Source organism: Hymenobacter artigasi, from assembly GCF_012275535.1.
Lineage (GTDB): Bacteria > Bacteroidota > Bacteroidia > Cytophagales > Hymenobacteraceae > Hymenobacter > Hymenobacter artigasi.
This window is the reverse complement of sequence record NZ_JAAVTK010000003.1, coordinates 147,796-170,375: the sequence shown is the minus strand read 5'-3', so window position 1 is coordinate 170,375 and position 22,580 is coordinate 147,796. Positions and strand designations below refer to the sequence as shown.

23 protein-coding genes are annotated in these 22,580 nt (G+C 61.3%); 8 read left to right on the top strand and 15 right to left on the bottom strand.

What is annotated here, in order from left to right; translation table 11 throughout:
* Positions 1-139 precede the first annotated feature (139 nt).
* Both ruvB and queG read left to right on the top strand, forming a co-directional pair.
* The gene (ruvB, locus tag HBN54_RS06920) at positions 140-1,195 is read left to right on the top strand and encodes a Holliday junction branch migration DNA helicase RuvB (protein ID WP_168672453.1); all 1,056 of its coding nucleotides are present in this window, start codon (positions 140-142) and stop codon (positions 1,193-1,195) included.
* Between the two features lie 147 nt (positions 1,196-1,342).
* Positions 1,343-2,278 carry a tRNA epoxyqueuosine(34) reductase QueG gene (gene queG / locus HBN54_RS06915; RefSeq protein ID WP_168672452.1) on the top strand — a complete coding sequence of 312 codons (936 nt, stop codon included), beginning with the start codon at positions 1,343-1,345 and terminating at the stop codon, positions 2,276-2,278.
* 62 nt (positions 2,279-2,340) lie between these two features.
* Here queG and HBN54_RS06910 read toward each other — a convergent pair whose 3' ends face one another.
* The 7 genes from HBN54_RS06910 to HBN54_RS06880 all read right to left on the bottom strand — a co-directional run bounded on the left by HBN54_RS06910 (position 2,341) and on the right by HBN54_RS06880 (position 8,193).
* Complete coding sequence (locus tag HBN54_RS06910; protein WP_168672450.1) at positions 2,341-2,538, bottom strand: hypothetical protein; 198 nt, start codon at positions 2,536-2,538, stop codon at positions 2,341-2,343.
* A gap of 211 nt (positions 2,539-2,749) precedes the next feature.
* Entirely contained in the window at positions 2,750-3,601 is an 852-nt protein-coding gene (locus HBN54_RS06905) for a ferritin-like domain-containing protein (protein WP_168672448.1), read from the bottom strand.
* On the bottom strand, positions 3,598-4,320 hold the full coding sequence (locus HBN54_RS06900; protein WP_168672447.1) for a ferritin-like domain-containing protein: 723 nt from the start codon (positions 4,318-4,320) through the stop codon (positions 3,598-3,600). Before HBN54_RS06900 ends, HBN54_RS06905 begins: the two co-directional genes overlap by 4 nt.
* 243 nt (positions 4,321-4,563) lie before the next feature.
* Positions 4,564-5,478, bottom strand: coding sequence for a ferritin-like domain-containing protein (locus HBN54_RS23805; protein ID WP_168672445.1), 915 nt, complete (start codon positions 5,476-5,478; stop codon positions 4,564-4,566).
* A 27-nt stretch (positions 5,479-5,505) separates the two neighbouring features.
* Positions 5,506-6,255 (bottom strand): ferritin-like domain-containing protein, encoded by a 750-nt coding sequence (locus tag HBN54_RS06890; RefSeq protein ID WP_168672443.1) that lies wholly within the window; start codon positions 6,253-6,255, stop codon positions 5,506-5,508.
* A 266-nt stretch (positions 6,256-6,521) separates the two neighbouring features.
* Positions 6,522-7,403, bottom strand: coding sequence for a ferritin-like domain-containing protein (locus HBN54_RS06885; RefSeq protein WP_168672442.1), 882 nt, complete (start codon positions 7,401-7,403; stop codon positions 6,522-6,524).
* 34 nt (positions 7,404-7,437) lie between these two features.
* Positions 7,438-8,193 carry a ferritin-like domain-containing protein gene (locus HBN54_RS06880; RefSeq protein ID WP_168672441.1) on the bottom strand — a complete coding sequence of 252 codons (756 nt, stop codon included), beginning with the start codon at positions 8,191-8,193 and terminating at the stop codon, positions 7,438-7,440.
* Positions 8,194-8,464: 271 nt separating this feature from the next.
* Between HBN54_RS06880 and HBN54_RS06875 the strand changes: the two genes are divergently transcribed.
* The 3 genes from HBN54_RS06875 (at position 8,465) to HBN54_RS06865 (ending at position 12,040) form a co-directional block, all read left to right on the top strand.
* A complete protein-coding gene (locus tag HBN54_RS06875; RefSeq protein ID WP_168672440.1) occupies positions 8,465-10,006 on the top strand; it encodes a BatD family protein in 1,542 nt (513 codons plus the stop codon).
* A 168-nt stretch (positions 10,007-10,174) separates the two neighbouring features.
* Entirely contained in the window at positions 10,175-11,254 is a 1,080-nt protein-coding gene (gene aroC, locus HBN54_RS06870; protein WP_168672438.1) for a chorismate synthase, read from the top strand.
* Between the two features lie 183 nt (positions 11,255-11,437).
* Positions 11,438-12,040, top strand: a complete 603-nt coding sequence (locus HBN54_RS06865) for a NifU family protein (RefSeq protein WP_168672436.1) — start codon at positions 11,438-11,440, stop codon at positions 12,038-12,040.
* A 385-nt stretch (positions 12,041-12,425) separates the two neighbouring features.
* Here the strand turns inward: HBN54_RS06865 and secDF are convergent, their stop codons facing one another.
* The 8 genes from secDF to HBN54_RS06825 form a co-directional block, all read right to left on the bottom strand.
* Positions 12,426-15,413, bottom strand: coding sequence for a protein translocase subunit SecDF (secDF, locus tag HBN54_RS06860; RefSeq protein WP_168672435.1), 2,988 nt, complete (start codon positions 15,411-15,413; stop codon positions 12,426-12,428).
* A 158-nt stretch (positions 15,414-15,571) separates the two neighbouring features.
* The gene (locus HBN54_RS06855) at positions 15,572-15,949 is read right to left on the bottom strand and encodes a hypothetical protein (protein ID WP_168672433.1); all 378 of its coding nucleotides are present in this window, start codon (positions 15,947-15,949) and stop codon (positions 15,572-15,574) included.
* Between the two features lie 135 nt (positions 15,950-16,084).
* Positions 16,085-16,462 (bottom strand): hypothetical protein, encoded by a 378-nt coding sequence (locus tag HBN54_RS06850; RefSeq protein ID WP_168672432.1) that lies wholly within the window; start codon positions 16,460-16,462, stop codon positions 16,085-16,087.
* 19 nt (positions 16,463-16,481) lie between these two features.
* On the bottom strand, positions 16,482-16,943 hold the full coding sequence (locus HBN54_RS06845; protein ID WP_168672430.1) for a DUF4268 domain-containing protein: 462 nt from the start codon (positions 16,941-16,943) through the stop codon (positions 16,482-16,484).
* Positions 16,944-17,035: 92 nt separating this feature from the next.
* Positions 17,036-17,425, bottom strand: coding sequence for a hypothetical protein (locus tag HBN54_RS06840; protein ID WP_168672428.1), 390 nt, complete (start codon positions 17,423-17,425; stop codon positions 17,036-17,038).
* A gap of 220 nt (positions 17,426-17,645) precedes the next feature.
* Positions 17,646-18,272: a uridine kinase family protein gene (locus HBN54_RS06835; protein WP_168672427.1), complete on the bottom strand. Its 627-nt coding sequence runs from the start codon at positions 18,270-18,272 to the stop codon at positions 17,646-17,648.
* A 108-nt stretch (positions 18,273-18,380) separates the two neighbouring features.
* Positions 18,381-18,962, bottom strand: coding sequence for an RdgB/HAM1 family non-canonical purine NTP pyrophosphatase (gene rdgB, locus HBN54_RS06830; protein ID WP_168672425.1), 582 nt, complete (start codon positions 18,960-18,962; stop codon positions 18,381-18,383).
* A gap of 137 nt (positions 18,963-19,099) precedes the next feature.
* Complete coding sequence (locus HBN54_RS06825; protein WP_168672423.1) at positions 19,100-19,522, bottom strand: hypothetical protein; 423 nt, start codon at positions 19,520-19,522, stop codon at positions 19,100-19,102.
* Positions 19,523-19,754: 232 nt separating this feature from the next.
* On the opposite strand from HBN54_RS06825, the gene HBN54_RS06820 reads away from it, so the two are divergent.
* The 3 genes from HBN54_RS06820 to HBN54_RS06810 all read left to right on the top strand — a co-directional run bounded on the left by HBN54_RS06820 (position 19,755) and on the right by HBN54_RS06810 (position 22,541).
* On the top strand, positions 19,755-20,024 hold the full coding sequence (locus tag HBN54_RS06820; RefSeq protein WP_168672421.1) for a type B 50S ribosomal protein L31: 270 nt from the start codon (positions 19,755-19,757) through the stop codon (positions 20,022-20,024).
* Between the two features lie 172 nt (positions 20,025-20,196).
* Positions 20,197-21,408: a GlmU family protein gene (locus tag HBN54_RS06815; protein WP_168672420.1), complete on the top strand. Its 1,212-nt coding sequence runs from the start codon at positions 20,197-20,199 to the stop codon at positions 21,406-21,408.
* Positions 21,405-22,541: a DNA polymerase III subunit gene (locus tag HBN54_RS06810; protein ID WP_168672418.1), complete on the top strand. Its 1,137-nt coding sequence runs from the start codon at positions 21,405-21,407 to the stop codon at positions 22,539-22,541. The genes HBN54_RS06815 and HBN54_RS06810 overlap by 4 nt, the downstream gene beginning before the upstream one ends.
* The last annotated feature ends 39 nt before the right edge of the window (positions 22,542-22,580 follow it).

Genomic DNA, 22,580 nt, shown 5'->3' with positions numbered 1-22,580 from the left:
TGGGTCACTATTGCACGCGAGATGCCTCGGCTGCGCTCGGCATGACGTTATTTATTCTTTGCCAAAGGAGCTTTTTTACACTCAAATAAGTTACTCATTAACTTAGCAAAAAGCGACCAATCATTTTAGCAATATCATTATGCGCGAAGCCTATCTCACCGGCGACAACGAGCACTTCGATGCCACCGACAAGGACATCGATAAAGCCCTTCGTCCGCTCAGTTTCGATGATTTCACGGGCCAGGAGAAGATTCTGGAGAACCTGAAAGTCTTCGTGGCCGCCGCCAAAATGCGCGGCGATGCCCTCGACCACGTCCTGCTGCACGGCCCTCCCGGCCTGGGCAAAACCACCCTCTCGCACATCATCGCCAACGAACTGGGTTCGGGCATCAAGATGACCAGCGGCCCGGTGCTCGACAAGCCCAGCGACCTGGCCGGCCTGCTTACCAACCTGGAGCCGCACGACGTGCTGTTCATCGATGAAATCCACCGCCTCAACCCCGTGGTGGAGGAGTACCTGTACTCGGCGATGGAAGACTACCGCATCGACATCATGCTCGATTCGGGCCCGAATGCCCGCTCGGTGCAGATTTCGCTGTCGCCCTTCACCCTGGTGGGCGCTACCACGCGCTCGGGCATGCTCACGGCCCCGCTGCGGGCCCGCTTCGGCATCTCGGCCCGCCTCGAATACTACGACTCGAAGCTGCTGACTACCATTGTGCTGCGCTCTGCCGAAATTCTCGGTACGCCCATTCACGAGGATGCGGCCTTTGAAATTGCCCGCCGTTCGCGCGGTACCCCGCGCATTGCCAACAACCTGCTGCGCCGTACCCGCGACTTCGCCCAAATCAAGGGTGATGGCACCATCACGGTCGAAATCGCGCAGTTTGCCCTCAATGCCCTCGACGTGGATGCCCGTGGCCTTGACGACATGGACAAGCGCATTCTCACCACCATCATCGACAAGTTCAAGGGCGGTCCGGTGGGCATCAGCACCATTGCCACGGCTTGCGGCGAGGAAGGCGAAACCATCGAGGAAGTGTACGAGCCGTTCCTGATTCAGGAAGGATACATCAAGCGTACCAGTCGTGGCCGTGAGGCCACGGAGGCGGCGTACCAGCACTTGGGGCGGCTGTTGCCAAACCACCTGCGCGGCAACAACGGCACCAGCCTGTTCGACGAGATAACGTCGTAGTCTACCGTGGACTCTGCGAGTCCGCGAATGAACAATACTCGAACTACCCACGCGCGGACTCGCAGAGTCCACGGTACACTCAACGGAACGCGCCGCCCTCAGCGGCGCGTTTTCTGTTTCTTTGCAGCCCCTTTAGCCCCATTGCCCATGCTTCCCCAATCCCAATGGGCCCCGTTCATAAAGCGCCGCGCGGCGGAGCTCGGCTTTATGGCCTGCGGTATTTCAAAGGCCGAATTTCTGGAGGAAGAAGCCCCGCGCCTCGAAACCTGGCTCACGCGCCGCATGAATGGCAAGATGGGCTACATGGAGAACCACTTCGACAAGCGACTAGACCCGCGCCTACTGGTGGACGGGGCCAAATCGGTGATTTCGCTGCTGCTCAACTACTACCCCGCGCCCGAAACCCAGCAGCCTGATGACACCCTGAAAATCAGCAAGTACGCCTACGGCCGCGACTACCACTTCGTCATCAAAGACAAGCTGAAAACGCTGCTGGGCGACATGGAAGCCGAAATCGGGGCCATTGGCGGGCGCTGCTTCGTCGATTCTGCGCCGGTGCTGGACAAGGCCTGGGCCAAGAAATCGGGCCTCGGCTGGGTGGGTAAAAACGCGAACCTGATAACGCCCGGCCACGGCTCGTTCTACTTCATCGCCGAGCTGATTGTGGACGTAGAACTGCCCGCCGATGGCCCCATCCGGGACTACTGCGGCACCTGCACCAAGTGCGTGGACGCCTGCCCCACCCAGGCCATCACCGAGCCTTACGTGGTGGACGGCAGCAAGTGCATCAGCTACTTCACCATCGAGCTCAAAGACCAGATTCCGACCGAAGTGGCCGGGCAGTTTGGCAACTGGGTATTCGGCTGTGACATCTGCCAGGACGTGTGCCCGTGGAACCGCTTTTCGAAGCCGCACAACGAGCCCCAGTTCAACCCCGCGCCCGGTCTCAAAGACCTGACGCCCGGCGACTGGCGCGAAATCACCCACGAATTATTTACGGAGCTGTTCCGGCAGTCGGCCGTGAAGCGCACGGGCTACGAAGGCCTGAAACGGAACATCAAGTTTGTAACAGATGTGCGGTAAGCTTTAGCTTGCCGAATCAACGAAAAACTGACTAACAGCAAGCTAAAGCTTACCGCACAGGGCTACATGCCCAAGCTAAGCTCGCCAAATACCCGCTTCAGCACCCGCCGGTAGATGCGGGCAAACTGCCGGTAGCACCAGGTGCGGAAATCAGGCACCTCAATGGAGGGGATTACATTGAGCGCCTTGCGCAACTCTTTCTCAAATAGGGCCTTGTTGAAGCTGACTTTGGTCAGAATCATTTTCATGTAGTCTAGCATAGCGGAAGGAAAAAGGACGGTGAAATAACAGGTAAATAAGCAGCCGGTTTTATTGGTAAGCCAGACTGCGCGATATTAAAGTTACTATATATACTCGATATTTTCACAATCCCCGAGGCACCTGAAGCGGTACATCAGCTGCCCCGATACGCAAAAAGAGCAGCCAGGGCCACTCTTTTCGAATAAAAAGCCGAAATCTTACAACTACTGCTCAGACGAACAGGTTGAGGGCCGTCTGGGCTACTGCGCTGCTTACGGGCTCATCAAAAGCCTCAGCCAGCGCCGGGTCGTGAATAGCCGTGTTGGTGCTGATGAGCAGGAACGAAGCGAACGGCACCGGCACCCCCGGCGTCAGGTACTGAACGCCCGTTTCCTCGCCGCCGGTAGCGGCCGTGGTCAGGCCCTGCGCGGCGGTGGGCCGCACAATGGCGGCATCTTCCTCGCTGGGCCAGTGCTGCACTACTGCGCCCCGGCTCTTGCGCAGCCCCCGAATGTGGGCCGAATGCTCGGCCTCAACGGAGTGAATGCGCAGGAATGCTCGGAGAAGCTGCGGGTCGGTGATAATGAAGATGTAGTTCTTGTAAATGCGCACGCCCAGGTCTTCCAGCTGCTGGGCCAGGGCCAGAAAGGCATCGTAGCTGGTGAGCACGGCCGGGAACAGCTCCGGGTTGGTGGCTACGCTGTGCCGGCCGCTGAAATCGAACCGGGGCAGGACCGGCACCACCGCGCCGGCATCCTGCAGCGCTTTCAGCAGCAGGGCAGCATGCTGGGTTTGGTGGGCCAGCATGCGCTGGAAATCGGCGGTCTGGGCCGTAGGGATTAGGCCGGGGGCCGCCAGGCCCTGGGTGTAAAGCGCCACCTGAGTACGCTCCAGCAGGAGCAGCTGCGTTACGGCATCGTAGGACGTGTCGGTGGGCGCGGCGGCGACAGACAGTGCCGTGGCACCCAGCGGCAGTGCCGCCACGGCGGCGCGGCCCAGTTGGGCCAGCAGGGCGCGGCGGGGAGCCGGCGCGGCAGTGGCTGGGGTGGCGGCCAATTGGTCGAGAAGGGAAATCAGCTTCATACAGGAACAGCCAGGCCGGCCACGGAAATAACGTAAGGAGCGAAGTAGGGGGCCAGGGCCGCTATCACCTCGGTAGGGGTTTTGGTGAGCAGCTGGCCGGCACTGTCCACCACGTCGCTGTTGGCAAACGAGCCGGGCGTGAGCAGGTCGCGTACGGCCGCCGCGTGGCGGGCCTGTACCGATGACATCTTGAGAAGCAGGGTGCGCTGCGGAATGCTGCTGGTAGTGAACAACGTCAGCAGCACGGGGTAGGCCGCGGCGGCCAGGTCGGCCAGCTGTTGCGCGGCAGCCAGTACGCCGGCGCGGGTGGTCAGCGTGAACTTGCTGAGGCTGAACGCAAAATCGGTGGGCAGCAGCTGATTGATGCCCGTGGGGTCGATGAGGTAGCGGATGGTTTGCTGGTGCACTACTTTATGGTCGCGCAGGTCGACGAAAACGGCGCGTTCGGCGGCGGTCAGGTCGGTGGGTGGGGCATCCATCACCTTCTGGTAGAGGGTGGTCTGGGCCAGGGCCATCATGTAGGCGAAGTACAGCAGGCCCGGGTCGCCGGTTGGCAGCGCCAGCTGGTAGGGGTCGGCGGGGGTGGGAGTAACAGTGGTGGTGGAGCAACCCGCCGCAATCAGGGCCACTGAGGCAGCCGAAGCGGCCGAAACCCGTAGAAACACGCGTCGCCCCAGCGACTGCTCCCGCCAGGCGGGCAAAAAAGTGTGGTCAGACATTGGTAAAGTATTCAAGCCAGCCCGCTAACCCGAGAAGCCGGGTTCCAGCCATTACAAAGGTACTCGCTACCCATCTATTGGTTGCAAAGCCCTAAAAAACAAAGCCCGCCCTGCGGCGGGGCACAGCCGGCCGGCGGCCGAAAAAGTGCTGCTCAGACGTTGTTATTCCGATGCAGGAGGAATCTGGATAAAGCCAGCAAATGCCTGCCCCCGATTCCTCCTGCGTCGGATTGATAGCCGCATTTACGCCAGCAGGCCCCCAGCGCGGGAGCTGTCCAGCACCTCGGCGGCCTGCAGGGGCTCGTCGAAGGCGGCGGCGGCGTCATCGGCCAAGTAGGTGGTGCTGCCGATGCCCGTGGTGATGAGCACGGCGAGCTTGGTGCCGGCGGCTCCCTGCTGCTGGTTGCTCTCGGCCGGGCTGGGCTGGGCCGGGTTGTAGGCCGGAATGCCGTAGGTAGTGCCGCCCAGGGCGATGGCCGTCTTCGTGCTGCTGGCCACGCCGCTGGTGTAAGCAGCCTGGAACCGGGCATCGGTGGCGAGGTCGTCGCCGAGGCTCACCCAGGGCTGCTGGCCGCGCATGGTGCGGATGTGCGCCGCGTGCCGGGCTTCAATGGAGTGAATTTGCAGCACCGGCGTGAGCAAGTCGGTGCCAATCAGCTCGGCGGCGCGGCCTTTGTAGGCGCGCACGCCGGTGTCTTCCAGCACCTGGGCGTATTTCAGCTGGTCGGCGTAGGTGGCGGGCAGCAGGCTGGGGTTGAAGCGGATGCCCGTGGTGGCCGTGCCCGAAACCGGTGTGCCCCCGGCCGCGATGATGGCGGTGCGCAGGTAGGCAACGTGCACGTCTTCATGGTTTTTAATGACGGTGATGGCATTAAAGTCGGCACCGGCCGGAATCTGGCCGGCGGCGAGAAACTGGCGGTAGAAGTCGGCTTCGAGCAGCTCCAGCGTCAGGGCGTAGTTCAGAATGTCGGTGGGCAGGGAGGCCGTGCCGGCGTAGGCTTTCTGAAATAGCGCGCCCAGAAAAAGCGGCGACGTGGCCAGGGCCGTGCGCTGGGCCACTGTGCCCAGCGAGTTGAACACGGCGCGGCGCGAACTGAAACGGTCCAGTACGTCGGGGTCAGCTTCCGCCAGCAGGTCGATGATGTTGAAGAAATTCATGGCAAAGGAGAAGTCGGAAGAAGAAGATTACTGGCCGATGGTGCTGCCGTTGAGCGTCTGCTCCACGTAGTTCTGCGCGATGGTGAGCACGGCGGCGGGGGCCAGCTGCCGGTCGAAGCCGAGCACGTCGCCCGCTTCGTTGGTGGCGAAAGAGCCGGGCAGAATCAGGTCGCGCACGTAAGCCGCGTGCCGCGCCTCAACCGAGACAATCTGGCCCGCGATGCCCAGGTACACCGGGCTTTTGAGCAGCTTGGCCGCGCCGTTGTAAGCGGCCACGCCCAGGTCTTCGAAGGCCTTGGCGGCATCGAGAATGCCCAGCTTGGTGTCGGCGGGAGCCTTCACGCGCTTGGTGAAGTCGATGCTGTCGAATTTCGGGGTGAGGTCGGGGATGATGGTGCCGCCAAAGTCGCGGTTGATGGCCGTGCGCAGAAAGTCGCGGTGAATGGCCTCGTGGGTGGCCACTTTGGCAAAATACGGCACCTCGGCGGCCAGCAGGGGCGAAACTGTGAGGGCCGCTACCTTGGCGTAGAAGGCGGCTTCGAGCTGCTCCAGGGCGTAGGCATAGTTGAGCACACTGGCATCGCCGGTGCCGAAGCTCACGTTGCCCGTGGCGCTGCTGGGCGTAGAGGTATCCTTCGAGCAGCCGGCCAAAACCAGCGCCGTGGCCCCGGCCGTAGCGCCGGCATACATGAAGAAGGACCGGCGCTTGATGCGTGCCAGCAGGGGCTGCCCCGGCTGCGGGCTTTGGGAATCGGTGGGCCGAAGCGTATCGGACATAAAAAAATAGCGTTTGATGAACAAAAGGAGTGGCAAATGCGAGAGCCCACGGCCCGGCGCGAACCAGGGCGAAAGCCGCCACTCGCCCCCTGCGCCCGAATACCAAAAAGGATTCAGCAGGAAGATGCCGATACAAAGCTAACTCGTTGCAAACCCCGGAAACGAAACCCCGGCTCCGGCGGGCTGTATAAATCGCAAAGCCGGCCCCGCGTGAGCGGAGCCGGCTTTGTTGGAATTTGGTGCTTTAGAAAAGCAGCCTTCGTTGGTTAGGCACCAATCAGGCCACCAGCGCGCGAGTTATCGAGCACTTCGGCAACCTGCAGGTACTCGTCGAAAGCAGCTGCCGCATCGCTGGCAGTGTACGTAGCTCCCAGACCAGCTTTGATGTCCACGTTCGATTGGGTTGTGTTGTTCTCAACCGGGCTAGGCGCCGTGTACGGCGGTACCACGAGGCCAAAGGCCGCCGGGGTCGAGCCAGTCGTTACGCCGCTCGTGTACACGGGGTGAGCTGCCAAGTCATCAGCAGGGTTTACCCAGGCGCGCTGGCCGCGCATGTCGCGGATTTTAGCGGCGTGGCGGGCTTCCACCGAGTGGATTTGCAGCGCCACGGTGAGCAGGTCGGTACCGAGCAGTTCGCCGGCGCGGCCTTTGTAGGCGCGCACACCGGTGTCTTCCAGCAGCTGGGCAATGCCGAGCTGGCTGGTAGCAGCAGCACCGGTTTTGAAGGTCGTGAGACCCGCAAACACAGCCGCCTTAAACGTAACGCCGGTTACCGGAGTAGCGCCGAGGCCGCTGATAGCGCCGCGCAGCAAGGTAACGTGCGAGTCTTCGTGCTTTTTGATTTGGTCGATGGCCGCCTTATCGGCAGCCGAAGCGTTGGCGTAAGGCGACGAAGCCTTCACCTTGGCGTAGAAGTCCTGCTCGAACAATTCCAGGGCCAGGGCATATTGCAGCACCTCAACTCCGGTGGCAGCAGTGCCAGCGTAAGCCTTCTGGAACAAGGCACCCAGGAACAGCGGCGTAGCGGCCAGAGCCGAGCGCTTGGCAGCAGTGCCCAGCGAGCCAAACACCGCGCGGCGCGAGTTGAAGCGGCCCAGTACGTCAGCGTCCACTTCCGAAAGCTGGTCAATTATTTTGAAGAAATCCATAACAAAAATTGATTACAAGTGAAGGGAAGGGGGGTTATTTGCCAACCGTGCTAGCGTCCAGCTTCTCCGTGATGAAGTTCTGGGCGATGGCGATAACATCCGTGGGCGACTTCTGGTCGTCGAGGCCCGAAGTGGCGTTCACGATGTCGTCGGCGGCAAACGAGCCCGGCGTAACCAACTCGCGGATATAAGCCGCGTGGCGGGCTTCTACCGATACAATTTGCCCAGCAATAACCAGGTAAGCGGGGGTTTTGATGAGCTTGCCGGCGCCGTTATAAGCAGCTACGCCAAGGTCTTCGAATGCTTTGGCCGTGGCCAGAATGTTGGTGCGGTCTGTGAACGTAGCAGCCGGGTACTTGGGATTGAGGCCGCGCAGCACCTGGCCGCTGGCGTCACGCGTCAACGCCGCCTTAAAGAAGTCGCGGTGAATGGCTTCGTGCTTGGCTACCTCCTGGAAGTAGGTGTACTCGCTGCCGGTAAGAATGCCGGAAGGCAAAGCGGCCACTTTGCTGTAGAAGTCGGCTTCGAGCTGCTCCAGAGCATAGGCGAAGTTCAGCACGCCCACATCGCCCGAACCCAGGCTGATGGCACCGCTGGAAGTCACGCTATTGCCGGCGGGCAACGAAGGAGTTGCGTTGTTGCTGTCTTTCGAGCAGCCGGCCAGTACCAAGGCCGAAGCCCCGGCCGTAGCGCCGGCATACATGAAGAACGAGCGCCGCTTAATAGGAGTGTATAGCGGCTGAGCGAACGAGGTGTCGTCGGAGCCGCGGGGCTGGAGGTTGTCAGACATGAGCGTGGATTAATTAAGTGAAAATTGAAGCCAGCGGAGAAGGCAATACAATTCTGGACGGTGCCAAAAGCCCGTCTGTGAAATGAAAAACCGCAACCGTGAGGTGATTTGTGACCAGATACGGCAATTGCCGGGGCAAAGGATTGATTTGGCCCGCATTTTTTGCAGTGAGGCTGGGATTGGCCTGCGAATTCCGGAGTATGATTTTGGCTGGAATAGCTGAATTCAGCGCTTTCTGCTACTTTTAGGGGGTGATAATGCGCTAGTGACTATGGGAGGACTTTTTTGGGCGTTGGGACTGCTGCCGGGGCTGCTACTGGCCGGACCGGGCCAGGCCCCACCAGTGGCCCCACCCAAACCGAACCCGGCCGCGCCGGCTGCCCAGCCCCGGCCCCCGGCCACCCCGCCGGCCGATGTGGAGCTGCTGCCCGGGCCGGCCACGCTGCCCGTTACGGGGATATTCACGCTGGCCTTCCGGCTGCGCGGCGGCGCGCTCGACAAATACTCGGAGTTTCCGGAGCTGGAGGGCTTCAAGAAAAGCGGCAAAACCAGCACCACCACTACGCGCATCGTGCAGGGCCGGCGGTTTTCTGACCTCACCATCACCCAGCGCTACGTGCCCTACGGCGAGGGCGAAATCGTTATCAAGCCCTTCCAGCTCACGGTGAATGGCGTGGTGCTGCGTAGCAAAGCCGCCACCGTGCGCGTGGAGCCGGCCAGCCCGCCCAATCCGGGCGCTATCACCAAACCCGCCAACCCTACGGCCCCCCTGCAAGCCGTGGCCGACCTCGACAAAATGTTTGGCAAGCCCAAACCGGTGCTTTACGAAGAGCGGGCCGACCACGCCTTCCTGGCCGTGGTGGCCGACCGGCCGCGCGTGTTTGTGGGCGAGGGCGTGCGCGTGGGGCTGTATTTCTACCTCAAGCCCGAGGACCAGGCCCTGCTGGCCTTCCACGATTTTACCGACCAGCTGCCGCCCCTGCTGCACGAGCTGCACCAGTCCACCGCCTGGCAGGAGCCCGGCCCCGAACCCAGCGTGACGCCCGACACCGTGCGCCACCTGGGCCAGAAATACCTGCGCTTCCGGCTGGCCGAAAACCTTTATTATCCCCTCACGGCCCAGCCCCTGCGCTTCCCCGCCCTGGCCCTCACCATGGTGAAGTTCAAGCTCCTGAAAAAGCCCGAGCCCGGCCAGGAAAACCGTCTGGCGGGCTACAAAACCTATACCTCGCCCGGCGTGGAGGTGGCAGTGCAGCCGCTGCCCCCGGCCGCCCCTGGCAGTCCGGTGGCCGTGGGCCGCTTCACGCTGCAGGAGGCTGTGAGCCGGACGAAGTTCCGGGTGGGCGAGTCGTTTACTTACACCTTTGGCGTGGCCGGGTCGGGGAATTTATCGGCGGTGCTGGCCCCGGTGGTGGCCCCCTGGCCGGGCCTGGACGTGTACGGCCCCGACGTGCGCGAGGAGCCCGCGCCGGGCGGCGGCCGCAAGCTGTTTCGGTACCGGCTGGTGGTCCGGCGGCCCGGCGCGCTGCCCCTCGATAGCCTGTTGCAGCTGGTGGTGTTCAACCCCGCTACGGCCCGCTACGAGGTGCTGCGCCCCGGCCTGCGGCCGCTGGTGCAGGGCGTGGTAGCCGCCATCGAGCCCCTGGCCCGGCCCGAAGACGACCCGTTCTACGGCCCGGCGCTGGCCGGGGCCGATACCACCATGCAGTCGCTGGACGTGTACCGCGACGTGCGCCGCTACGCCGACTGGCTGCTCATCGGGCTGGCGGGCGTGGCTGCCTTCGGCTGGTGGCGGGCGGGGCGGCGGGCGTAGTTTTGCGGAGATTTGTGGCTGTCCCGCCTGTCATCCTGAGCTTGCGAAGGACTTTATCAAGCCAGAACAGGTTGCAATGATATCAATCAGCGCAAGCGTGAGAAGGTCCGCTGCGCTCAGGATGACAGGTCCCAGGCACCAAGCACCAACAACCAAGCACCCCAAAAAATGTCCAATACTTTCGGCTCCCTTTTTCGCATCACCACATTTGGCGAGTCGCACGGGGCGGGCATCGGCGTGATTATCGATGGCTGCCCAGCGGGCGTGGCCGTCGATGCCGCTCACATTCAGGCCGCCCTCGACCGGCGGCGGCCCGGCCAGAGTGACCTCACCACTCCGCGCAAGGAGGCTGATACCGTGCACATTCAGTCGGGCCTGTTCGAGGGCGTGACCACCGGCACGCCCATCAGCCTGTTCATCCCCAACGCCGACCAGCGCTCCGACGACTACTCGCACATTGCGAATGCCTACCGCGCCAGCCACGCCGACTACACCTACGACGCCAAGTACGGCCGCCGCGACTATCGCGGCGGGGGCCGCAGCTCGGCCCGCGAAACGGCCGCTCGCGTGGCCGCCGGCGCGGTAGCCATGCGCCTGCTGGCCCATTTCGGTATCGAAATCGCGGCCTATGTCTCGGCCGTGGGCGAGGTAGAAGTGCCCATGGGCTACGAGCTGCTCGATTTGAGCCTCATCGACAGCAACCTGGTGCGCTGCCCCCACCCCGAAACGGCCGTGCTTATGGAAGCCCGCATCCGGGCCGCGCAGGCCGCGCACGACACCGTGGGCGGCGTGATTACGGGCGTGGCGCGCCACGTACCCGCCGGCCTCGGCGAGCCGGTATTTGATAAGCTGCCCGCCCTGTTGGGCCAGGCCATGCTCAGCATCAATGCCGTGAAGGGTTTCGAGTTCGGCTCGGGTTTCGAGGGCACCAAGCTGCCGGGCTCCGAGCACAACGACGAGTTTTACACCGATGCCCTGGGGGCCGTGCGCACCCGCACCAACCACAGCGGCGGCAGCCAGGGCGGTATTTCGAATGGCCAGGATATTTATTTTCGGGTGGCGTTCAAGCCCGTGGCCACGCTGCTCCAGCCCCAGCAAACCATCAATGATAAGGGCGAGGCCGTGACGCTGGTGGGCCGTGGCCGCCACGACCCCTGCGTGCTGCCCCGCGCCGTGCCCATCGTGGAAGCCATGACCCAGCTGGTGCTGGCCGATTTGCTGCTTCGGGCGCGGGCCAACCGGCTGTAACGTGGCCGCTGCGAGTCCGCGAGTGGGCGATATTCAAACGTCATCTCTCATGCGCGGACTCGCAGGGGCCACGGTATCTGAAATTCATGTACGTACATTTGCAACCTCCACCGCCCCGTTGTGGTTGTACCTTTGCAGCTGCCGCCACGGCGGCGCTTCCCCCTGATTTTAAGCCCCGAAACCATGTCTGCTGTTTCCATTTATGCCGAAGCCTCTCCCAACCCGGAGAGCATGAAGTTCGTTCTTAACCAAAACCTGCTGGTGGATGGTGTGAGCGTGGATTACCCCAATCTCGAAGCCGCCGCTAACTCGCCGCTGGCGCAGGAGCTGTTCGGGTTCGACTACGTGGGCCGCGTGTTCATCGCCCAGAACTTCGTCACCGTCACCAAATCTCAGCCCGAGTTGGCCTGGACCCAGCTCATTCCTGAGCTGCGCCAGTTCCTGAAAAGCTACGTGGAGGCCGGCGGCCCCATTTTCCTCGTCGACCCCGCCGCCGAGCAGAAAGCAGCTCAGGCCGCCGTTGCTGGCGACCCCACCCAGCAGGACGGCCAGATTGCCCAGAAAGTCATCGACTTGCTCGATAACTACGTGCGCCCCGCCGTGGAGCAGGACGGTGGCAACATCACCTTCAAAAGCTACCACGAAGGCATCGTGACCGTGAATCTGCAAGGTTCGTGCTCCGGCTGCCCCTCGGCCACCGTCACCCTGAAATCCGGCATCGAGAATCTCCTCAAGCGCATGGTGCCCGAAGTGCAAAGCGTAGTAGCCGAAGGTATTACGGTTTAGCCAGCATTATCCCGGCTCGCGCCGGCCAGAAAAAGCCCCGACGTCCGCAAGGTCGCCGGGGCTTTTCGTTTGTGTCGACCGTAGCGGGCAAACACACGGCTGGCCCACCTCATCAGCCGCAAAGCGGCGACACGTTGGTAGTAGTAAGCTGAAAACAGCGCAGAGCCGCAAAGCGGCGGCACCCTCGCCCGCGCCAGTGGTGCCGCCGCTTTGCGGCTCAACATCCGCCAACAACAGACTACCAACGTGTCGCCGCTTTGCGGCTAATGAAACGGCGCAACCGCGTGTCCGGCAGGCACAAAAAAAGGCTGCCCGAAGGCAGCCTTTTTTCAATAAGGTCAATCGAAATAATCGGCCACGCAAGCCGAGAAATCCGTGGTTCAGACTAAACCGTGGTGGTGCTCAGCTTGGGGGCGTCGCCCGAGAGGTTGCTCACGTCCTCACCAGCGGCGAGGCGCTCACGCTCCTCTTTCTTGCCGTAGGTGTCGAGGATAATCGGGGTGGCGATGAACAGCGACGAGTAAGTGCCGAAAATCACACCGATAATCATGGCGAAGGAGAACGAGCGCAGCGTTTCGCCACCGAAGATGTACATCACGAGCACCACCAGGAATACCGTGGTGAACGTAATCATCGTCCGCGAGAAGGTCGAGTTCAGGGCCGGGTTCACCACTTGGGCAAACGTCAGCTTGGGGTTCTCGCGCAGGTACTCGCGGATACGGTCGTAGATAACCACCGTGTCGTTCATCGAGAAGCCGATAACCGTGAGCACGGCGGCCACGAAAATCTGGTCCATCTCGTAGTTCAGGCCGAAGAGGCGGGCAATCGGGTAGGCCGCGATTACCAGCAGCGCATCGTGGAACAGGGCCACTACGGCCGCCATCGAGTACTGCCACTTATCGAAGCGGAACAGCACGTACACGAAGATGCCCAGCAGCGTGAGACCCAGCGACAGCACCGAGGTGCGCTTGATGTCGTCGGCAATGGTAGCACCTACTTTCGAGGTCGACTTGATAGCCGGGGCATCGGCGCTGTACTGCTGCAGGCCCTGGTTGAGGGCGGCCACTACTTTGGCATCGGCGGCGGGGCTTTCGTCCTCAGCCAGGTAGCCGGTGGTAATGCGCAGGCGGTCGGGGGCGCCGTACTGCTTCACTTCGAGGCCGGCATCCTGGAACGCGGGACGGATTTTATCGGCCACGTCGGAAGCTACCATCGTCTTGTTGAAGTCGACCACGTAGGCGCGGCCACCTTTGAAGTCCACGCCCAGGTTCGGGCCGCCCTGCACGTACATCAGGCCGAAACCGATGAGGATGAAGATGGTCGAGAAGGTATAGGCAATTTTGCGCTTGCCCACGATGTCGAAGTTCAGGTTTTTAAACAGGTTGCGCGAAATCGAGGTGCTGAAGGTCATCGGGTGGTTCTCGTTGCCCTTCACCATCCACTCGATGATAAGGCGCGACACGAACACAGCCGACAGGAACGAGGTGAGCACACCAATACCGAGCGTAATAGCGAAGCTTTGCACCGGGCCCGTGCCGAAGAAACCGAGAATCACGGCAATCAGCATGGTCGTCACGTTCGAGTCAAAGATGGCCGAGAAAGCGCGCGAGTAGCCTTTGTTGATGGCATCCATTAGCCCCAGCCCGTGGTCCAGCTCTTCCCGAATCCGTTCGAAAATCAGTACGTTGGCATCTACCGAAGTACCCATCACCAGAATCAGACCGGCGATGCCGGGCAGCGTGAGGGCGGTGCCGAACTGCGCCAGCACCCCCAGAATCAGGAAGATGTTGAAGAGCAGCGCAACGTCGGCCACTACGCCGGCACGGCCGTAGTAGAAGGCCATAAACAACATGATAATCACCACACCGGCCAGCGACGAGTACAGGCCCTGGTTGATGGCCTCTTTGCCGAGCGAAGGACCAACTACGGCCTCTTCCACAATGCGCGTAGGAGCGGGCAGCTTACCAGCTTTCAGCTGGTTGGCAAGGTCCTGGGTATCTTCGATGGCGAAGCTGCCGGTGATGCTGGTGCCACCGCCCGAAATCTCGCTCTGCACCACGGGGGCCGAGCACACGTAGTCGTCGAGCACCATGGCCACCTGCTTGCCAATGTTGGCGGCGGTCATTTTCTGCCACTTGCGGGCGCCCGAGGGCGTCATGCTCATCAGTACTTCGGGCTGGCCGTTCTGGCCAATGTCGGAGCGGGCATCGCTCACTACTTCGCCGCCCAGGGGGGGCACGCCGTCGCGGGTTTTGCGCACCGGAATCAGCTCCAAGTACTCCTGCTTGTCAATGGTGGTCGGCTTCAGGCTCCAGAGCAGGGCCAAGGTGGGGGGCAGGGTCGCCTTGGCTTCGGGCGAACGCAGGATGGTGTTCATGGCCGACGTGTCGCGCAGGTTCACGCCCAGGCGGCCGGGCATGGTGAAGAGCTTGGCCAGCGCACCAACCTTGTTGGCAGCGGCCGACGAGTCGGCGGCACCGCCCGATTTCTTCGCCAGCTGCTTAGCCAGCGAGGTAGCCGAGTCGCCCGTAGCGGCGGTAGTAGTGTTGTCGGCCATGTTGATGGCGGCGGCGGGGCCGGCTTTGGCGGCGGCGTCCCGGGCCTGCAGCTGCTTGTCGAGGGCTACCAGGTAGGGGCCCACTTCGTTCTGGTTCCACACTTCCCAGAACTCCAGCTTGGCCTGGCCTTGCAGCAGTTTGCGCACACGGTCGGGGTTGTCTACGCCGGGCAACTCGATTTGCAGGCGGCCGGTGCCTTTCACCCGCTGAATGGTGGGCTGGTTCACGCCGAACTTATCGACGCGGGTACGCAGGATGTTGAAGGAACGGTCGATGGCTTCTTCTACTTCCTTATCAATCGCGCCAATCACCTTCTCGTTCGAGGAGTTGATGTCGATGTTGCGGCTCTTGTTGGTGGTGTTGGCAAAAATGCGGGCCAGCGGCTGGCCGGGCGCGTTCTGCTGGTAAGCCTGGGCAAACAGCGCCGTGAAGGGCGTGCCCGAGTTGGTTTTCTGGGCCTCCTGGGCCTGTTCCAACGCCTTGTTGAAGGCCGGGTCTTTGCTGTTGCCGCTCATGGCGCGCACGATTTCCACTGGCGAAACTTCCAGCGTCACGTGCATGCCGCCTTTCAGGTCGAGGCCGAGACCGAGCTCGCTCTGGCGCACCTCGCGGTAGGTGAAGGGGCCGAATACGGGTGCCCGCCACACCGAGTCGAGGTAATGCTGGCGCTGGCCTTCGTCGAGTTTGCCATCGTGGGTGGCATAGGCTACGGCCTTCTGCTGCACCCCACGCGAGATGTAGGTGAAGAACAGAAAGTACGCGCACAACGCCGTGACGACGAGGGTGAGCGCGATGATTAATCCTTTGTTACGCATTATTAGAAGTGTTGAGTGTTAAATGTTGAGGGTTGAATTCCCGAAGTTGAAAACGGAGAATAAGCGAAGCGGAAATGGAAAGGGTTGAATGCTGCGTGAGGCTTCCACCATTTGGCGAAACCTCATTCAACATTCAACCCTCAAAAATCAACACTTCATTAGGGTGCCTGCGGCGACAGAGCCACGGCCAGCAGCCGTGCCCGGAAAATCTCGCCGGCCCGCACGCCCGCCAACGGGCGTGGCACGGCCATAGCGCGGCGCAACGCCGGCAGCCAGGCGGTGCCCAGCGTGGGCAGGGGCAGCCAGGCATCGGCCGGCGGGGCCACGAAATGCTTGAGCGAAGCCGTGGCTTCAAACTGCACCTTCTGCTTCACTACCGTGGCCTTGGGCGGGGCGGCGAGGTGGCTTTGGTCCGTGCCCTGGGGCAGGCGCAGCACGCTCACGGCCCGCTGGTTCAGGCCCAGCACCAGCAGCACCGTGGCAGCAAGCCAGGCGAAGCGGAGCGAAAACCAAAAACGAGCAATCAGTTGGGACATGGCGGCAAACGGGGTCTGCAAAGATACCAATTTGAGGCGAATAGGCGCAAGCACTGTCGCCGCCCCTCAAACGCGCCTCCTCACCGCCCCCGAAACGAAGCCTGTAAAGCCGGGCAGCCATAGTACAGGCGGTATCTATTGGCCGGCGGCTGCCGGCGGGCACACCCACTGCGACAGGTGCTTACCTCGCCGCACGGTCAGCTCAACGGAGTGAGGGCGCTTGTTGATGGAATCGCCGGAGTGTAGGTATTGGTTCAGGCTGCCGCCGTCCGACCGGAGTTGCTCCTGGCCCTTTGCCAGCGTGAAGGCGTCGAAGTCGTACCGGGTAGTCGTCTCATCGTTTAGGAAAAAGGAATGAGAGTCCCGGACATGAACAACGCCGCTGACGCGGCCTTTCAGTGCCGTGTCCGTCACCACTTCTATGCGAGGAAAGCGGTGCCGGATGCCGTACGAAACCCCGAGATAAGCCAGTAGCGCCACCACACCCAGTACAAGAATAAGTTTAGTAGACATGGCAGCAATATAGCGCCCGCTACTTCAGCGCATCAAACGAATACTGCGCATCGGCCCAAAACGCATCAAGCGCAATGAGCCGGGGCTTGAAGAACGAAATCAGCGCCGGCCAATCTTCGCGGTTGAACAGGTTCACGCCCGGCAGGTCGTGGTAGATGCGGCTCAGCGGCTGGCCCTGCGCATCGGTGGTATCGGCCGACCAAGTCCAGGTTTCGCCCAGGGTTTCGTGCAATAGGGTCTTCAACTCCAGAAACTGCTCCCAGAACAGCTCGCGGATGCCCGCGTCGGGGTGCGTGAGCTCAATGGCGATGCTGGCCCGCGCCTTATCAGCCTGCATCCGGAAATACACGTTCTTAACGCCCGTCTTGTAGTTTATCCAGTTGGTCGTGTCGCCCTCGGCCGAAGGCACCGGGGCCATGTACTGCCCAAATGCCGTCCAGAAGGCCTGGCGTAGTCGGGTGATTTCTGCTTTGCTATACATTTAGAGGTAATTATGAATTAAAAATTATGAATTATAAATTCACAGAAAAGCCGTTTCCGCAAATTCATAATTCATAATTTTTAATTCATAATTTAAAGTGGTGTGGCCCACCAGCCGGCTTCGTTGTTTTGAATAGCCACGCCGCCCGCGTTCTGGTAATACTCCGACACGCACTCCCGGAAGCCGGGGTTATAGGTGCTGGCAAAGCACACGGCATGGTCGGCGGTGGGCAGCGGGCCGGTGTGCACGGCAAACATACTGCCGCGCTCGGCCTTGGTAATGATGAGGTAGGTGGTGTCGCTCAGCTTGCTGGTCGACGCGTCAAATGCCTGGTCGTATTCCTTGTCGGGCGTCACGGGCACGCGCAAAGCCTTGTTTCCTGCCGGGTGCTGCAGCACGCCGGTCTGGCCATTTTTGTCACAGCTGGTCAGCCCCACCAATCCCGCCACCGCCAGCACCACTAGTTGAAAAGAACCCTTCATCGTTGTAAGAATAGCGTGTAAAAGAGAATTATACGGAACATTCTACCCTTTGGCCAACCCCGACCGGTGCGCCTTCAGGAATGATTTTGTTTCGATTTTGGTCCAATATAATCTATTTTAACTGCTAATTATACGAAGGCTGCAAAAAGCGCTGGCCGGCTTAGCCCGCTGTTTTGCGTAATAATGGCCTTCTACGGCAGTCTTTCTGTTGCTAAAAGCCTTATTCTCCGGCGTTCACCTTGGTGCGCAGGAAGCCCACCAGTACCTCCAGGCCGCGCTCGAAGTGGCGGTTGTTGGGAATAACGATATCGGCGTAATGCTTGTAGGGCGCGATAAACTGTTCGTAGGTGGGCGCTACGTGGTGCGTGTAGCGGTAGAGCACGTCGGCCAGGTCGTAGCCTCGCTCGTCGCGGTCGCGAATGATGCGGCGGTGCAGCTTCACGTGCTCCTGGGCATCGATGTACACTTTCAGGTTGAGGAGCTTGGCAATTTCCTCGAAGTGAAACACAAAAATGCCCTCTACCACCACAATGGGGGCGGGCCGGAACACCAGCTCCTGCGGCGTCACGGCGGCATTATTGAAGGTGTATTCCTTGCGGCGCACCTCGCGGCCCTGGCTGATGCTGAGCACATCGGCCGCGTAAGCAGCGGCGTCGATGCTGGCCGGCAGGTCGAAATTTTCAACCCCCATGTCGTCGCGCAGCTGTTTTTCGCGCGGGTGATAATAGTTGTCCTGCGAGATGAGGCAAATCTGTTCCTCCGGGAATGCTTCCAGCAGCCGGCGCAGGAAGGTGGTTTTGCCAGAAGCGCTGCCGCCGGTAATGCCAATTAAGTAGGGGGTCTGCATAGCTGGCAAAGGTAGCAGTTGAGATGGAGAATATGGGGTAGGGGAGGCGGGATAAGCATGAACGTCATGCGGCGCGCAGCGCCGCATGACGTTCATGCTTTATTGTTCCTACGCTTCATTCAAAAACGCCACCAGCCCGGCCACAGCCCGCGCCCGGTGGCTGATGCGGTTCTTCTCAGTCCCGCTCATTTCGGCAAACGTGCGGCCGTCGCCCTCGGTGGGCGCAAACACGGGGTCGTAGCCGAAGCCGCCGGTGCCCCGCTGGTCTTCCGTAATACGACCGGCTACTTCGCCCGCAAACTCGTGCATCGTGCCATCGGCTCCGGCCAGCGCCACCACCGTGCGGAAGCGGGCCGAGCGGTCGGGCTGGCCGGCCAGCTCCTGCAGGAGCTTGGCCACGTTGTCTTCGGCCAGGCGCTGGGGGCCGGCGTAGCGGGCCGAGTACACGCCCGGCGCGCCGCCCAGGGCGGTTACTTCCAGGCCGGTATCGTCGGCGAAGCAGGCCATGCCGTAGTGCTGGCGCACGTATTCGGCCTTCTGGCGGGCGTTGCCTTCCAGGTTGTCCTGGGTTTCGGGCAGCTCTTCGTGGCAGCCGATGTCGGCCAGGCTCAGCAGTTCCAGGCTGGCCGGCAGCAGCGGGCGGATTTCATCGAGCTTGTGGGCATTGTTGGAAGCGAAGCAGAGGCGCATTTTGGCGGAATGGTGGGTTGGTGGAGTAATGGGTTGATGGGCTGGGTGCAAAATGACGTAAAAAAAGCCGCGTTTACTATAACGTGGCCTCAGCTTCAATAAAACCCCTCCCCTCCGTTATTCCACCAATCCACCATCTACCGGAACATCGACTTGATGGTGCCCCAGGAGCGCTGCACGGCGCTGGGCGTGCCGGCCAGCCCGGTGAGGTAGCTCTGGTCGGCCCCGGGGCCGCGCACCGTGAGGCGATAGGTATAGGGGCCGTTGCCGGCCGAAGGCGCGGGCGTGGTGCCGCCGGTGGTGCGGTATACGTTGGCATCGAGGTACTGGTAGTGGCGCATGCCGGTAACGGCGGTGGTATTCACCACGGTGTAGCTGGTTTCGGTGGCTCCCTTGCGGGCCAGCTCGAAACCGGTGACATCGGTTTCGGTGTTCACCTCCCAGTCGACCTGCACCATGGCGCCGGAGTAGGCCGCCGTGAACACCGTGAGCGTGGCCGCATACACCACCGCCACGCTCCACAGCACCAGTAGCAGGGCTACGGGGCCGGAACGGCGCAACAGATGGCGAACGAGTACAGATTTCAGCACACGCAACGGGCCGGCCCCGAGTGTAGGTCGAATTCAAATGTACAACCTTTTCAGAAAGCCAACAAGCTCAGCCGCACGGGGTGGCGAGGGCCGTTGCGGCGAAAATATTGGACCCAGAGTTGGGTATTTCCGAGCTAAGCCGTACTTTTGCAGTCCCTTCCGCAAAATCGGCCGGGTTCAACTGGTAAAATAGGCCCTCGATATGAAAAAAGACACGCACCCCGAGTATCAGGAAGTAGTATTTCAGGATTCTTCTTCCGATTTCAAGTTCATCACGCGCTCCACGATGAAGCCGACCGACACCATTGTAATGGAAGACGGCAAAACGTACCCGCTGGTGAAAATCGAAGTTAGCTCCGCTTCGCACCCCTTCTACACCGGCAAAAACATGTTCATTGACACGGCCGGACGCGTGGAGAAATTCCGCAGCCGCTACGCCAAGAAAGAGCAGGCCAGCGCCAACAAAGAATAGCTGCTTTTCAGCTTTTAGCCAATGGCTGATAGCTGTTAGCTTTTTAAAAACTCCTTTCGGGAATACCGGAAGGAGTTTTTTATTGGCCCTTTGCCAAGTCGTCTGCCGTAAATTTGGGCCTATTTCAAAAGAAGCTAACAGCTAGGGGCTATTAGCTAATAGCTTAAGAAAAATGCACGTTCTCCTCTTCGACGACCCGGCCATTCGGCCGCACCTGCTGCCCTTCACCTTCACGCGGCCCGTGGCGGCGCTGCGTTGCGGCATTCTCACGCTGGCCGAAAAGTGGCAGCACCGGCTGGGGGTTGATGCCGTGGGCTACCTCACGCAGCCTTACCTGCAGGCCAAGTACCCGGCCGGCGAGGTGAGTGGCCCGGCCCTCATCATCAACGGCGCGGTGTGCCCCGACGACCTGCTGACCCGGCAGGTGCAGGCCCTGCAGCCCGGCCAGGCCCTGTATTGCGACGAGCTGCTGGTGGCCGCGCACGTTGCCGATGCTTCGCTGGTGGCCGAACTCATTCAGGACGGCATTCCTGAAACCCGGCAGGTAGCCGAGCCCGTGACGGTGATTGACCGGCCATGGCAGCTGTTTCTGCGCAATGGCGTGGAAATCCGCCGCGACTTCGCGCTCCTCACCAAGGGCCGCACCTCGCAGCCGGTGGGCGACGCGCATACCATTGTGTATGGGGCCGAAAACATCTTCATCGAACAAGGCGTGAAAATCCGCGCGGCCATTCTCAATGCCGAGGATGGCCCGATTTACTTGGGTAAGAACTCGCAGGTGCACGAGGGGGCCATCATCAAAGGTCCGCTGGCGTTGTGCGAGGGCTCGCACATCAACGCCGGGGCCAAAATGCGCGGCGACAACACCGTGGGCCCGTTCTCGAAAGTGGGCGGCGAAGTGGGCAACAGTATCCTGCTGGGCTACTCCAACAAGGGCCACGACGGCTACCTCGGCAACTCCGTCATTGGCGAGTGGTGTAACCTTGGGGCCGACACCAATACCTCGAACCTCAAAAACAACTACGCGCCCGTCAAAATCTGGAGCCACGTTGAGAAGCGCTTCGTGGATACCGGCCAGACCTTCTGCGGCCTGATGATGGGTGACCACAGCAAGTGTGGTATCAACACCATGTTCAATACCGGCACGGTGGTGGGCGTGGGGGCCAATATTTTCGGGGCCGGCTTTCCGCGCACCTTCATCCCGAGCTTCAGCTGGGGCGGCGCGGCGGGCTTCGAAACCTTCAAGCTGCCCAAGGTGAACGAGGTGGCCGAGCGCGTGATGGCCCGGCGGAATTTACCGTATGATGCGGTGGAGCAGGGGATTATGAAGACGGTGTTTGAGGCTACGGAAGAGGACCGGGTTTGGGAGAAGGCAAAAGCATGACCTTCGCCGACATCCCCAACCAATCTGCCGTTAAGGCCCTGCTACGCCAATCCGTGGCGCGGCAGCACGTAGCGCATGCCCAGCTTTTCCGGGGGCAGGAGGGCGGCGCGGCGCTGGCCCTAGCCCTCGCCTACGCCCAGTTTCTGAACTGCGAAGCCCGCGCCGCCGATGCCCAAGACAGCTGCGGCCACTGCCCGGCCTGCACCAAAACGGTCAAGCTCGCCCACCCCGATTTGAACTTCATCGTGCCCGTGACCACCACCAAGTCGGTGGCCAAGGACGCGGTGAGCAGCAAGTTTATGGGCGAGTGGCGAGCATTCGTGCTCGACAACCCCTACCAGGGCCTCAACGACTGGATGCAGCACATCGGGGCCGAGAACAAGCAGGGCAACATCAGCAAGGACGAGGCCGTGCAGATTCTGAAGCTGGTGAGCCTGAAAGCGTTCGAGGCGCGCTTCAAAATCGTGATTCTCTGGCTGCCCGAGCTCATGCACCCCGCCGCCGCCAACGCCGTGCTGAAATTGCTGGAGGAGCCGCCGCCCGCTACCATTTTCCTGCTGGTGAGCCATGCGCCCGAGCAGCTCATGCCCACCATCATCAGCCGGGTGCAGCCGGTGGTGGTGCGCCCGTTTTCGGAGGATGACATCACCGATTTCCTGCACGAGCACTACCAGGTGCCCGAAGTGAAAGCCCGCCAGGTCGCCCAGCTGGCCGAAGGCAGCCTGGGCGCGGCCATTGCCAGCCGTGACGCCAACGCCGACCACGACTACTTCGAGTTCTTTAGCGGCTGGATGCGCCTGTGTTTCAGCTATGGCAGCAAGGCGGGCGACATTCTGAAGAAGAGCGAGGAATTTCAGAAGCTGGGCCGCGAAAACCAGAAGGAGCTGCTGAGCTACTCGCTGGGGCTGGTGCGCAAGGTGCTGCTGTTCGGCATCGACCCGAAATTTGTGCCCCACCTGGCCACCGGTGAGCAGCAATTTGTGACCGGCTTCGCCAAATTTGTGACGCCCCGCAACGCCGATTTACTAACCAAAGAGCTGACCGATGCCCACTACCACATCGAGCGCAACGCCAACGCCAAAATGGTGTTTGTGGATAGCTCGCTGCGGCTGGGCGGCTTTTTAAGAGTTTGAGTGTTGAATGTTGAGGGTTGAGTTGCTGCTACCGGCCGC